The 13,142-nt window shown below is 48.7% G+C and carries 10 protein-coding genes and 2 pseudogenes; 6 read left to right on the forward strand and 6 right to left on the reverse strand.

Features of this window, described 5'->3' with window-relative positions; translation table 11 throughout:
- Positions 1 to 352, forward strand: a pseudogene (locus J0895_RS22015) (RNA-guided endonuclease InsQ/TnpB family protein); the annotation flags it as partial.
- 380 nt (positions 353 to 732) lie between these two features.
- On the opposite strand, the gene J0895_RS22020 reads toward J0895_RS22015, so the two are convergent.
- Complete coding sequence (locus tag J0895_RS22020) at positions 733 to 1,713, reverse strand: ribonuclease Z (protein ID WP_207090136.1); 981 nt, start codon at positions 1,711 to 1,713, stop codon at positions 733 to 735.
- A 477-nt stretch (positions 1,714 to 2,190) separates the two neighbouring features.
- Here J0895_RS22020 and J0895_RS22025 point away from each other — a divergent pair, with 477 nt between their 5' ends.
- Together J0895_RS22025 and J0895_RS22030 are read left to right on the forward strand one after the other, a co-directional pair.
- A complete protein-coding gene (locus tag J0895_RS22025; RefSeq protein ID WP_207090137.1) occupies positions 2,191 to 3,381 on the forward strand; it encodes a SpoIID/LytB domain-containing protein in 1,191 nt (396 codons plus the stop codon).
- Positions 3,382 to 3,507: 126 nt separating this feature from the next.
- Entirely contained in the window at positions 3,508 to 3,738 is a 231-nt protein-coding gene (locus tag J0895_RS22030; protein ID WP_207090138.1) for a hypothetical protein, read from the forward strand.
- A 51-nt stretch (positions 3,739 to 3,789) separates the two neighbouring features.
- On the opposite strand, the gene J0895_RS22035 is transcribed toward J0895_RS22030, so the two are convergent.
- Positions 3,790 to 5,103, reverse strand: a complete 1,314-nt coding sequence (locus J0895_RS22035) for a hypothetical protein (RefSeq protein WP_207090139.1) — start codon at positions 5,101 to 5,103, stop codon at positions 3,790 to 3,792.
- Positions 5,104 to 5,268: 165 nt separating this feature from the next.
- Between J0895_RS22035 and J0895_RS22040 the strand changes: the two genes are divergently transcribed.
- Together J0895_RS22040 and typA are read left to right on the forward strand one after the other, a co-directional pair.
- Entirely contained in the window at positions 5,269 to 6,246 is a 978-nt protein-coding gene (locus J0895_RS22040) for a pentapeptide repeat-containing protein (RefSeq protein WP_207090140.1), read from the forward strand.
- A 183-nt stretch (positions 6,247 to 6,429) separates the two neighbouring features.
- Positions 6,430 to 8,223 (forward strand): translational GTPase TypA, encoded by a 1,794-nt coding sequence (typA, locus tag J0895_RS22045; protein ID WP_207090141.1) that lies wholly within the window; start codon positions 6,430 to 6,432, stop codon positions 8,221 to 8,223.
- 134 nt (positions 8,224 to 8,357) lie between these two features.
- Here typA and J0895_RS22050 read toward each other — a convergent pair whose 3' ends face one another.
- From J0895_RS22050 to J0895_RS22060, 3 genes are all read right to left on the reverse strand, one after another.
- Positions 8,358 to 9,581: a type IV pilus twitching motility protein PilT gene (locus J0895_RS22050; RefSeq protein ID WP_207090142.1), complete on the reverse strand. Its 1,224-nt coding sequence runs from the start codon at positions 9,579 to 9,581 to the stop codon at positions 8,358 to 8,360.
- Between the two features lie 550 nt (positions 9,582 to 10,131).
- Positions 10,132 to 10,854 (reverse strand): hypothetical protein, encoded by a 723-nt coding sequence (locus J0895_RS22055; RefSeq protein WP_207090143.1) that lies wholly within the window; start codon positions 10,852 to 10,854, stop codon positions 10,132 to 10,134.
- A 474-nt stretch (positions 10,855 to 11,328) separates the two neighbouring features.
- A complete protein-coding gene (locus tag J0895_RS22060; protein WP_207090144.1) occupies positions 11,329 to 11,856 on the reverse strand; it encodes a tetratricopeptide repeat protein in 528 nt (175 codons plus the stop codon).
- Between the two features lie 131 nt (positions 11,857 to 11,987).
- On the opposite strand from J0895_RS22060, the gene J0895_RS22065 reads away from it, so the two are divergent.
- Entirely contained in the window at positions 11,988 to 12,413 is a 426-nt protein-coding gene (locus J0895_RS22065; protein ID WP_207090145.1) for a hypothetical protein, read from the forward strand.
- 122 nt (positions 12,414 to 12,535) lie between these two features.
- Here J0895_RS22065 and J0895_RS22070 read toward each other — a convergent pair.
- Positions 12,536 to 13,142, reverse strand: a pseudogene (locus J0895_RS22070) (alpha/beta hydrolase); the annotation flags it as partial.

A 13,142-nucleotide genomic window follows, 5' to 3' on the forward strand; every position in this document is an offset into this window, starting at 1 on the left:
GATATTAGAGCCGACCATTTACACAAGTTAACAACTTACTTAGCCAAAAACCACGGTGAAGTAAAAATCGAAGACTTAAATGTGTCAGGGATGCTCAAAAATCACAAGAAAAGCGGGTGCTATTGCGGATGGGGGGTTTTATGAGTTTCGTCGCCCGATTGAGTATAAATGCCAGTGGTATGGGAGCAAATTAACGCTGATTGACCCGTGGTATCCCAGTTCACAGATTTGTTCCAATTGCGGACACCGACAAAAAATGCCACTGCACAAAAGACAGTATGACTGTCCGAACTGTCACATCTCAATAGATCGTGACTTAAATGCATCAATAAAGAAAGGAAAACGCGGATAGTTCAGCCGTGTAAGCCTAGTGATGGAAAGGTCTTGGAAGATCCAAGCTAGGAACTAAACATCATACAATTAAGTTTGAGTAAGTTTTAGAGAGCGGAAAACCTATCCATTCAGCCTGACAATAAATATCCCCCAAAGGAGGATTTCTCCCCCTAAATTTGTGGATTCTTCTAACCCGTCTCGGTGTAGTACAAGGTAAGATATAGGATTGCTATATAGCTAGTCTAAATCATTTTGACACTGGATCCGATGCCTAAGAGTCTTGTAGTGCGAGCATCTTGCTCGCTATCTTTATAGCAAACTGATTTAGAGGCGCTATAGAAGAGCTTCCGCGATGCAAATGTCCGGCTATTTCCGAAACGGGAGTAGAATAAAAGCTCTTCAAGGCACAGGGCGATCGCCTAGGGTCCCCACCGACTCTAACTCCTTCGACCGATGGCGTTCCACCTCGTATGTCCAGAAATCGTAAGCCATCTCTGTATTGGGAAAAATTGCCTGAGCTTCCTGGCGCAAATCCTCCAACTGGATATCATTTCCGGGAGCATATCGGGGGCTAAAATGGGTCATAATCAATTGTTTCACCCCAGCAGCTAAAGCCACCTGCGCCGCCATCGTACTGGTCGAATGCAGGCGATCGATAGCCAACTGTGCATCTTGATGGGAAAAAGTCGCTTCGTGAATCAACACATCCACATCTTGCGCCAGTTGCACCGCACCCTCGCAAAAAATCGTATCCGTACAATAGGCCATTTTCCGCCCCGGTTCCGTTGGTCCACATAACTCCTGACCTGAAATCTGCCGACCATCGCTCAAAGTCACGGTTTCCCCGCGCTTGAGTTGACCATAAAGAGGTCCGGAGGGAATCCCCAAGGCCGCCGCTTTTTCCACATTAAACCGTCCTGGGCGGTCTTTTTCCTCCACTCGATAGCCATAAGCCGTGACCCGATGTTCTAGGCGTCCGCATTTGACAATAAATTCATCATCCTCATAGATTACCCCAGGCCGACTCTGATGGACCTTAATCGGATAGGAGAAATGAGTTTGAGAGTAGCGACTACAGGCGGCTAGATAGTCATTTAATCCGGCAGGACCGTAAATATCAATCCGACTGGCATTCCCAGCTAAACCGCAAGTAGCCAACAGACCCATCAATCCAAAGATATGGTCCCCGTGGAGGTGGGTGATAAAGATGCGACTAATTTGGCTAATTTTGATTTCGCTACTGATAATTTGATGTTGGGTGCCTTCGCCGCAGTCAAACAGCCACACCTGCGATCGCTGAGGCAGACGGACCGCCAAACTGGATACATTACGCGATCGCGTCGGTACACCGGAACTGGTTCCTAAAAACGTAATCTGCATCTTTTGGCGCTCTTTTGACTGTTCAAACAACTTATTTTAGGCAATTTCCACCCTTCGGACTTCCTGCATAGGGGGTTCAACGGGGTTAAATCAAAAATCCTGTGCTCCTGGGTCAATCAAACGCACTCAATTCTACTGAGCCAGAACAGATGAGCAGAGCTTTGAAACGATAACTCGCTATCCTATCATAGTTTTCAGTAATTACGCATTCCCTCTAGATCTCCTGCTTTCATTCGATGCTCGATCATCGAATATTTTATGTTTTGGAGTTCCCCCTGAGCAAACCTGGGCGGAGTGAAATTCAGCTTAAAGAAATGAGTACATCGGCCCTCTCTTCTCCCGATATAGCTTGTATGATAGGGGGTTATGACAATACATGGCGCAGACTTCAGTTGTGAAGAATGCCCGTGAACCCGATTACCCCTGATATTTTGCAATTTATCTTAGAGGATTCCCGGTTTGAGGAGATCGCCCACCATGAAACTAGCACCCACCCAAAACCGATTGTTATCTCCACTCAAGCCTTTGTGGAAAAGCCGACGCCAGTGGTGGCTGATTGCTTTAATGTGGCTGATGATGGTGGCCCCAGCTCAAGCGAGTTTATTATTGCGAGTCGCGATTAAACAAGATGTCAGCGAAGTGACCATTGGTAGTTCTACCCCAGCTACGGTCGTGGATAGTGCCGGTCAGTCCCTGGGACAACTGGATGGAATGCAGGCAACACTTGCCCGGAGTACAGGATCTGGTGTAGCAGTTGGGGGCTGGCAAGGCAACCAAATCGTGATCCAACCCAGTGGCGATGGGTTTGTCTATATTGGCGATCGCTGGTATCGCGGCAATACAGTCCTGGTTCCCACCTCGGGCGGACTCACCGTGATTAACCAAGTTGACCTCGAAGAATATCTCTACAGTGTCTTAGGGGCGGAAATGAGTCCGAGTTGGCCCCAGGAAGCCCTCAAAGCTCAAGCAGTAGCTGCCCGGACTTATGCCCTCTATCAGCGCCAGAAACGCGGAAATTCCCTCTATGACCTGGGGAATGACACATACTGGCAAGTCTATCAGGGAGTCGAAAAAGAAGCCAATACCACCCACGCTGCGGTGCAAGCGACTGCCGGACAAGTCCTGGTTTACAATGGTCAACCCATTGAAGCCGTTTTCCACTCCTCCTCGGGGGGACATACGGAAAATGTGGAAGATGTCTGGATGGAACCCCGGCCCTATCTGCGCGGGGTCCCGGACCATGATGCCGGTTCCCCCGTCTACCAATGGACCGAAACCTTCTCCAGCAGTCAATTGAGCAGCCGCATCTCCGGCGTGGGGAATGTCCTGTCCATGAGACCTCAACGCACCACCCCCCACGGACGGATTCAGTCGATACTGATTGTGGGAGATGCGGGTCAGCGTACCCTCGATGGGGAAGAATTACGGCAGGCCCTCAACCTCAGAAGCGCCCGGTTTACCGTGATGCCTCAACAGGGTCCATCGGCTAGTAAAAATACTTTATCCAATATCCCCTCTGGATTTACCATTCAGGGTCGGGGATTTGGTCACGGCATTGGATTAAGTCAATGGGGGGCTTACAATCTGGCTTCCCAGGGTGTGAATTACCAACAAATTGTCCTCCACTATTACCAAAATGCTAATTTGGCAAAAATCCGTGTAGAGTAAGCTGTTGAGGATTGGCTCATCGATCTACTCGACGGCCACGTTCTAATTCCAATTCTCCCCTCTATCTCCCACCGTAAGGGAGGGGGAGATATTTTTTGTCAACCCATCTATAACAGGAGAATCACTGTGCCAAAGTGGGAATACCTTTTCGTTCGATTTGACTACTTTGCCGGTGACCTTTGCGTGCATAGTGCCAACGGAGAAGAACTACGAGACGAACAAAAAAAGCAACCGCTTTCTGAATATTCCAATCAGAAGGGGGAAGAGGGTTGGGAAATGGTTAATTTTAACTTTACCCCGGCCTATGGTTATGGGTTTTTGACCTTCAAGCGTCTGAAGCAGGACAAGGAAGAATGAGGGAGGAAGGGGAAAGAGGGACTGTTTCCCTCCTCCTTCATCCTTCCGATTTCATCCTTCTAACCGCTTGCGCCATTCGGCATCGAGTTTGGCAGAATTTTGGCTTTCTTGCTCGATTAAATCGGTTTCGGTGGTGTAGGCAATATCCCCGCTACCGATAATGTTTTGGGCGGCAAATTGTTGGGCGTAGGCGAGTTTTTTCTGCAACTCATCCGAGGGTTGATTTAAGGCGATCGCCTGTTCTTGTCTGGCTTCGTTTCGCACTTCGACTTTGCGGTTACGTCCTTTTAGCCACAAGTACCGGATTAAGGGAACAGACAAAAAGGCGACTCCATATCCAATCAACAGCCAGTAAATTGAGGCAGTAAATGCCACTAATCCCCCAATTTGGGCTGCGATCGCCCCATCTTGCAATAAATACCCTAGGAAAATTCCTCCGCCAATATTCACTACCCCCAATCCAGCAGCTAGGCTTAATTGATTGGAAGAAGCCTCGCTAAATTTCCAGGTCAATTCCCGTAAATAGGCCGGAACTGACTGGGCGTTTCGTTGTTGGACTGTCGTCTGCAATTCAGGAAAATGATAGACAATCTGCCCCTCGGGACTGACTTCGGGACGACCATTAAATCGTGTCAGGACCGGCAGCATATAATCTTCATACTCCTTGCCATATCCAGTTCCCAAATCATCCAAATACGGAGCAATTTGTTCGGCGACAACGGCGCCTTGATTATTCTGGATTATAGCGGCGATCGCCTGCCAGCGTCGTTCCTCTAAATTGGCATTGGGGTTCCCATCCCCAAACAAAAAGGAGAACACCGACTCCAAAAAATTCATCGATTCTTCTGACGATGAAGAATCGACCGCTTTTTGTCGCCGTTGCCGCTGATACCGGCCATAGTTGGGATTGAAAAACCAGAAGATATCTGGACCCCAAAACATTCGCGGGAAAAATATCATCCCCCCACCTCGGGACCGACTACTCCGATTGCTGTTGCTATCTTTATTCATCATTGTCAGGAGAATAAAGATGCTGGCAAAAATAATAAAAATCGACAGGATTAAGATAATCCCAAAGGAAATTCGGATCAGGTAGAACAGAATTCGCCAGACCTTTTCCCACCACTCCTGCAATTGAATTCGGAAATACTTATTCCGCAGAATGGCACGAAATTGTTTGGGAAACTGATAGACAATATCTCCCGTATCCGCAACTTGTAAATGTCCTCCAGCTTCGGAAGCTAAAGCTAATAATTCTCGCTCGGCGAGATTGACTTGCAGTCCTGCGCTAGTTGCCACGTCACCGACAGTCACGCGATAATCCAGCTTTTCGACAGCCTGCATTACTGTGGGATTTAGAGCCATATTCTGCCCTCGTTGAAGTTCCCGATCTTTTTCTAGTATAGGATTTTCCCGACTGGGGCGGAGTGGGAGGGGCGATCGCCTGAACCAGTGCTACCCTCAAATTAGGGCTAGGGCGTCGGACGCCTTAGATGGGGATTTCACAATCAGTCAGGAGACAGGAACACGATGAAACTGACGATCGCACCAAAACAAGTCGCAGCAACGCTTTTATCCGCTGCTGCTGCAGCATTACTTCCCTTAGCCTTTCCCCGAACCGCCTTCGGAGTAGATCCCGATCACGCCCTCCAGTTATTGCGAACCAATGAATGTATGGGGTGCGACTTAATTGGGGCGGACTTGCGCGGGGCCAATCTTGCTGGGGCCAATTTACTAGGGGCGGATTTACGCGGGGCCAATCTTACCGAGTCCAATCTCAGTCGGGCGGATTTACGCGGGGCCATTCTGCGCTGGGCTGATTTTTCCGGGGCCAATCTGAGTGAAGCCAGGTTTGTTCGACCCCTTCCCACGACGATTAGCCGCGATCGCATTACGTCGGTTAACCCCCCATTAGTCATCTCTCAACTCACGGCAGCCGATCTGCGCGATGCCATTATGAACGGGACCAACCTTCATAAAGCCAACTTAAATGGGGCCAATCTCGTCCGGGCGGATTTGAGAAATGCCAACCTCACTCAAGCGGACTTATCCACCGCCAATGTGCGCGCCGCTAACCTCTCCGGGGCCAATCTCCGGGGTGCAAAGTTACTCACCACCAAGCTCAATGGTACAGACTTGAGTTTTGCCGATTTGAGTTTTACCGAACTCAGCGGGGCCTATCTCATGGATGCCAATCTCCAGCAAGCGAGTCTGCGCGGGGCCAATTTATCGGCGATCGAACCCACGGGTCGCCAATGTCCCGGGGCCACCTGTAAGGTTTCGCCGACTTACCTAGACGGGGCAAATTTACAAGGGGCCGATTTACGCGGGGCAAATTTCACCGGGGCCAGTTTAGAACGAGCTACCCTCCAAAATGCCAATTTATATGGGGCGAATCTAGCCAGAGCCCGTCTGGGAGAGGCTAATTTGGAAAATGCCCAATTAATGAATACCAATCTCAATGAAGCGCAACTGAGTCTCACGACGCCGGATGGAGGGCGCAGATAGTTCTATCGGTAGGGGCAATTCATGAATTGCCCCTCCAGATCTAATTGAACCCCTCGAAATCGGGAAAGACAAAAATTTAGATATCGCATCTGCAATTTCCATCAAGATGCGCTAGAATTGTAAAGAAATATAAATGCAATCTGTTTTAGTTTTTTCTGCAATTTCGCATCCCTGACGCAATTTATGAGTCTTCCCATTCGCAACCTCGCAATCATCGCCCACGTCGATCACGGTAAAACCACCCTCGTTGACGCCCTCCTCAAACAATCTGGCATCTTCCGCGAAGGGGAAGAGGTTCCTGATTGCGTCATGGACTCCAATGACCTAGAACGGGAGCGCGGCATTACCATTCTCTCCAAAAATACTGCCGTTCGCTACAAAGAAACGTTAATCAATATTGTTGATACCCCCGGTCACGCTGACTTTGGCGGCGAAGTAGAACGGGTTCTGGGCATGGTGGATGGCTGTCTGCTGATTGTGGACGCCAATGAAGGCCCCATGCCTCAAACTCGCTTTGTCTTGAAAAAAGCCTTAGAAAAAGGGCTACGCCCGATTGTGGTGATCAACAAAATTGACCGACCCCAAGCGGACCCCCACGGGGCAGTGGATAAAGTCTTAGATTTATTCATCGAACTCGGTGCTGATGATGACCAGTGCGAGTTCCCTTACCTGTTTGCCTCGGGTATGTCGGGATATGCCATAAATAACATGGAAACAGAAGGGGTCGATATGCAGCCCCTATTTGACCTGATTCTCGATCGCGTCCCGCCTCCGGTGGGAGACCCCAACAAGCCCCTCCAGTTGCAAGTCACCACCCTGGACTATTCCGAATATGTAGGCCGGATTGTCATCGGTCGCATTCATAATGGTGTGATTAAAGCCGGTCAACAGGCAGCTTTAGTCAAGGAAGGCGGCGAAATTGTTAAGTCTAAAATCACCAAATTAATGGGATTTGAAGGACTTAATCGGGTGGATATGCCTGAAGCTTCAGCGGGTTATATTGTCGCCGTTGCGGGTTTTGCTGATGCCAATATTGGGGAAACCATTACTTGTCCCAATGACCCCCAAGCGTTACCCCTGATTAAAGTGGATGAACCCACCTTACAGATGACCTTCTGGGTGAACGATTCTCCCTTTGCCGGACTAGAAGGCACCTTCGTCACCTCTCGGCAATTGCGCGATCGCCTCCTGCGAGAACTGGAAACCAACGTCGCCCTTCGTGTGGAAGAAACCGACTCCCCGGATAAATTCCTCGTTTCAGGACGGGGTGAGTTGCACCTGGGCATCCTAATCGAAACCATGCGTCGGGAAGGATACGAATTCCAGGTTTCCCAACCCCAGGTAATCTACCGCGAAATCAACGGTCAACCTTGTGAACCGTTTGAATGTCTGGTTCTAGACGTTCCTGAAGAAGGGGTAGGCGGTTGTATGCAGCGCCTGGGCGAACGACGCGGGGAAATGCAAGATATGCGCGTCAATGCCACGACACGCACTCAACTGGAATTTGCGATTCCTGCACGGGGTTTAATCGGGTTCCGAGGTGAGTTCATGCGTCTGACCCGGGGTGCCGGGATTATGAACCATAGCTTCCTCGATTATCGCCCCCTCTCGGGAGATATTGACGCCCGTCGAAACGGGGTGATTATTGCCTTTGATGAAGGAACTGCAACATTCTACGCTTTGAAAAATGCTGAGGACCGAGGAGTATTCTTTATTACTCCAGGAACGAAAGTATATAAAGGCATGATTGTTGGGGAACATAACCGTCCTCAAGATTTAGATTTGAATGTCTCGAAGACGAAGCAGTTAACTAATGTGCGGTCTTCTACGGGAGATGAACTGGTGCAGTTACAAGCGCCGGTGGAAATGAGTTTAGAACGGGCGCTGGAATACATTGGTCCCGAAGAGTTGTTAGAAGTCACCCCGGAATCGATTCGCTTACGGAAGATGACGATTAAGAAGTTAGCGAAACGCTAATTGATGTGAGAGTAGCGGACAGGCTAAAGCCTGCCGCTATACGAACAAAGCCCGCCTACGCGGGCTATTTTATTGAAGTCGTTTCTTCCTCTTAGTTCAACGTCCCGACTTCAGTCGTTTCTTCCTCCCCAGAATCAAGCAAAATCCCGAGGCGATCGCGAGGAATCAAATCCCCCAGTCCGAATCAACCGATCCAATTCACCCGGATCTGGAGAGTGCATCTCTGCCACTTCGATCGCCACTCGACCTTCCATGACTTTGCGATACAATTCCTGATTCATCACCTGCATTCCCTCATAAGTATCCGAATGCATTAAGGCAAAAGCCCCATCATCATCTCCCTTATACAAGTAATCTTGCATCGTGGTGGTATTGATTAACACATCATTGATGGTAGTCCGTCCTCCATCGGTGGTAGGAAGCAACAATTGAGCAATCACCGCATACAACGTTTCTACAACCTGGATTCGGATTGTAGTTTGTTCTTCGGGATTGAACATATTTAAGAGGCGGTTGATGGCGCTGATGGCGGTTCTGGTGTGGAGGGTTCCTAGGACCAAGTGGCCGGTTTGGGCTGCTTGGAGGGCAATATTCACCGTGAGGCGATCGCGCATTTCCCCAATCATAATCACATCCGGGTCCTCCCGCAAGGCCGATCGCAAGCTGGAGTGGAAATCATCGGTATGCAGTCCCACTTCCCGTTGAGAGATCAGGCAACTTTTTGAAGCATGGACATATTCAATCGGGTCCTCGATGGAAATGACGTGCTTATAGCTGCTTTCATTTAAACAGCGAATCATCGCCGCCATTGTCGTCGATTTACCCGAACCCGTCGGACCCGTCACCAACACCAACCCTTGAGAATGGGAAATCACTTTTTTCAGGACTTCAGGTAAACGCAATTCATCAATGGAGGGAACATGGAGGTCAATTAAGCGCAGGACCATCGCCCCTCCCATCAGGGTTTCAAAGCAATTCACCCGACAGCGAATAAAGCCGGGGTAGAAAATTGCGGTATCTAGTTCTTTAGTTTTGGCAAATTGAGACCGCTGGGACGGGGTGAGAATTTCGTTCAGATAAGCGTTAAACTTTTCTGGGGTCAGGCGTTCTTGTTCGGGGGCTTCACGCATTTGTCCCCGGATTCTGAATCGCGGGATTTCTCCGACGCGAATGTGAATATCCGAGGCTTTACAACTATGGCCTTGTTCAACCAGGGTTTTGATATAATCGGTTTGAGTCTGTGCCGGTTGCGCGGCGTTTCGACTGGCGATACCGGAGGGAGGTGGCGGTGGTGGTGGCAGCACTCTTGGCGGTCCGCTAGATTTCAGGCGTTTTATAGAGCTATTTGTCATTGTCATTTTTTTTCTCCTAAACTTGGCGATCGCCCCTGAGTTTTACTAAAAATGAGTAAAAATACGGTTGGCCGGTGTAGATATCGGGTAGGCCGGTCAATTTTTGGTTGTATTTACTGAATATTGTAGAAAATTTTTTGATAAGTTGGTGAGTGAGGTTGATGGGTTGCTACTTTTGACCAAGGTCTGCCCTGGCTTGGGGTAAGCTGGCATAAATTGCGGATGAATCGCATCTATCAAAAGTGGGGAAAAAACTCGGCAACATTTGTCAGAACTCGGGTAAGAAACGAGGTCCAAATTATAGAGTCACCGGATCCGCCAGCTTTGTCCTTGCGCCTAGGGGGTTGAGTTGTGGCATCGGTTCACAGGGAGGGGCGGTGTTCCGACGGTTTGAGTTAGGATATAGCAATCCTTTATCAGTTGTGGAATGCCCTCACCCCTTTCTCGTCGGCGGCCCAAAGGGGGAGAGGGGAGCTATATATGTCATAAATCATTTAGGATTGCTATAGGTCGCCATTGAGAGCCACTTCAGTCTCCCCCAATCTGCTTCAAGGAGTTAGAAAACCGGGACATCGCGCTCGTCGGCGTGAGGGGGTTTATAGATATACTCACGGTCGAACTGTAAATCTTTTGCTAACTCTCCTAGGCTTTCTATTTTTTCCAGTTGGAAAACCTCAAAAATATAATCTAATATTTTATCCTCACTTAAAGACACCTTGGTATAATAAAAACTTCCGGTGACATCCCGGTAGAGCAGCTTTTCAAGCATTAATTTATCCCGGATGGGTTTAATATAGCGATAAAATATCATCACCTGAATTGCGTAGCGGCCCTGAATTTCAAAGAAACGCTGTTGTTCGATAAAACTCATCATAAAGATGATTTTTAAAACTTCTATACCAATAATAAAGTTTAAAAGATGATTTAGGTATTCGGTGGTTAAATTTTCCGGGATAGTTCCGGTTAGCAAATAATACCGATAATAATATTCAACGAGTTTTTTAGATTCTCCGGTTTCGTCAATGCCAAAATGTTTGAGAACCGTATGAATGCGGTCATGGAGATAGTTTTGAGTTTTTTTAGCTAAACTGACTAATTCGGATTGGATTAAATCATTTAATGCCTGATGTTGCTGTTCCGGAGAAATACAAGCAAATAAGGTTAAGGAGTTTAATAAATAGCGGCGGGTACTCGGAGCTTTGGTGCGAAATTCTTCTAAGAAAGATTCGGGAATAATGTGACCTTTATCGAAGCGTTTATATCTAAATTCTTGAGTCATAGAATAAATCCTTGACGGCAGCGATCGTGAGTGGATAAAGCGGATGAAAGAGCCATTATCTGGGTTCCTTCCTGTAGGTCACCCTGGAGCGATTTCACTCAACAGTGGGGTGACTTCCACCCGGTGCCACACCAGGCAGGATCCGGGGGAATTCCGCTCAGGAAACCCCGGACCCCTGACATTGGAGCCAGATCACGACAGGGTTCCAATGGTGAGGGATTGCGAAAACGGGTTGAGTGAGCCGGAATCGGAAAAACCGCGATCGCAACATTGGGGTTATCCGGGTCTAGCTCGATTAAGGAATGAGGATTTGGCGTCTGTGCCGATGGGTTGCGGGTTATGCGGAACTCGGATACGCCGTTAACCGAAGAATAGAAGACACCTGGTACCTATCTTACCTTATTTGGGGACGGGTTGAATGGGCTGGATAAGGGGGGGAGTCGCTCGGTTTGGAAGGACGTGCCACATCAGCATTTAGCTGAACCATAGCAATCCCCCTACTAATAACCCGATCGCCCCCATTGCCACCCAAACAAATCCATTGTCTTGGGTATTGATTTGGGAGAGGTCCTCAAACGGCAGTTTCGATTCTGATGACTGATGTTTTGGCTTTTTTGCGGTTGCCGTCATGCTGACTTGAGCAATTTTTGAGTTTCCCTCATCGAGGGTAGTCAGATCAGGAATGGAAACGAGCCATTCTGGACGGGATTTGAGTTCTGGCGCTTCTAAAATATAGATTAAGCGTTTGGCTTGTTTGCGGGTTTCGATGCTAGGATGGCGCAGGAGAGTTCGGCATAAGGCGATCGCCTCGGAGGATTGTCCTGCTGCGTGGTAAGCGGTGAGTAACCACATCAGGGATTCTCCCCCTAATCGGGAATTGCGATCGACCAATTGACTCGCTTTTGCTAAGTATTGCACCGCTTGTGGATACTGGCCTCGCTCAAATGCATCTTTCCCAGTCTGGTACTCGATATTAAATTGCTCTAAGGGTTCTGTACTCACGATTTTTCGATAAAATGTCGCTGTTGATGGCTGATTCAGCTAATCTACTGAATCATTTTAGCGTTACTTCGCGTCACCGAACCTGGTACTGGATTTGATGGATTCGGTTTATTTCCTGTTGAGGTCAAAGAATGTTTCACAAATTTCGTCCGTTTAGAGCGTCTCATCCGGTCGCGATCGCCTTGGCACCGATGGCGATCGCCGCTGGAGTATTTCAGTTTAGCACCCCGGCGGCTCAGGCCAATGTATCCATCGTGATTGACCGGGGAATTTCAATTCAGGTGGGACAACCCAGGACTGTCCAGTATGGTCACCCCGGTGTCTATCAGCAACCCTACAATCCCTACTATTCCCCGAATTATCATCCTCAATATTATCCCCAACGCGGACAACCCACGATTCGGAATTCTACTTTAATTAATCCCACCATCATTGATTCGCGCATCGAAAACTCTACCTTAATTAACCCCGTGATTATTGACTCTCAAAACCGTCACCGTAACGTCTATCAACCTCGGACGAATCGGGTGCGGGGAGTGCTTCCCGGTTCCTTATAAATTTCCCTGAATGGTTGGGAAATGAGTCCGCCATCCGGGCCAAATTTTAAGGTTTAAACTTGTAAAAACCCCGGTTTCTGTGAGGAACCGGGGTTTTATTTTTGATGAGACGGGGGAGAAAATTAAGCTCGCCGTAACGCGGGATGGCGTTGCATCACGAGTGAACGCTTATCTAGCAAGGTCATGAAAATTGGCATTTCTGCCGCCGCGCGATCGCCTATATTCAGAGTCCGGACTGCTGCATCAAAAGTCTCCCCTCGGGTCATCCGTTCAGCAATATCCCCAATTTCATCCCAGGTTAATTTGCTGTCAATATAGGCTTTTGCCATCGCAATCAGCATCGATTCGTGAGGATTTCCCTCCCCGTGAGTCATCATTGTGTGAGGAATATCCAAAACCCGGCCAAAAATATGATACCAACTCCGGGGTGCAAAACGAGAAACCGACTCAAATAACGTGCGATGTTCCCGATGACCTACCGCGCGATCGCTCTCACTCGATACAATAAACATCGGGGCGGACGCTTCTCGTTTGGCCCGATTCAGCACATCTCCCCCCATCAACAACACCGTTTTCAGCGCTTCCACCGCAAACCCATCGTACCCATACCGTGCCTGTCCCGGTCTCGGCGCACCCCAATCACAATAGTCTGGAGTCAGCTTTCGCACAAACAAATCTAACACCCGACTACTACTGCTCAAATAGGGTGCAAACAACAAACAACCGGCA

This window comes from Phormidium pseudopriestleyi FRX01 (assembly GCF_017313335.1).
GTDB lineage: Bacteria > Cyanobacteriota > Cyanobacteriia > Cyanobacteriales > Laspinemataceae > Laspinema > Laspinema pseudopriestleyi.

Excerpts from the sequence above, each read along its gene's own strand:
- J0895_RS22020 (WP_207090136.1), bottom strand. The coding sequence starts at position 1,713 with ATGCAGATTACGTTTTTAGGAACCAGTTCCGGTGTACCGACGCGATCG.
- J0895_RS22025 (WP_207090137.1), top strand. The coding sequence starts at position 2,191 with ATGAAACTAGCACCCACCCAAAACCGATTGTTATCTCCACTCAAGCCT.
- J0895_RS22035 (WP_207090139.1), bottom strand. The coding sequence starts at position 5,103 with ATGGCTCTAAATCCCACAGTAATGCAGGCTGTCGAAAAGCTGGATTAT.
- J0895_RS22040 (WP_207090140.1), top strand. The coding sequence starts at position 5,269 with ATGAAACTGACGATCGCACCAAAACAAGTCGCAGCAACGCTTTTATCC.
- typA (WP_207090141.1), top strand. The coding sequence starts at position 6,430 with ATGAGTCTTCCCATTCGCAACCTCGCAATCATCGCCCACGTCGATCAC.
- J0895_RS22050 (WP_207090142.1), bottom strand. The coding sequence starts at position 9,581 with ATGACAATGACAAATAGCTCTATAAAACGCCTGAAATCTAGCGGACCG.
- J0895_RS22055 (WP_207090143.1), bottom strand. The coding sequence starts at position 10,854 with ATGACTCAAGAATTTAGATATAAACGCTTCGATAAAGGTCACATTATT.
- J0895_RS22065 (WP_207090145.1), top strand. The coding sequence starts at position 11,988 with ATGTTTCACAAATTTCGTCCGTTTAGAGCGTCTCATCCGGTCGCGATC.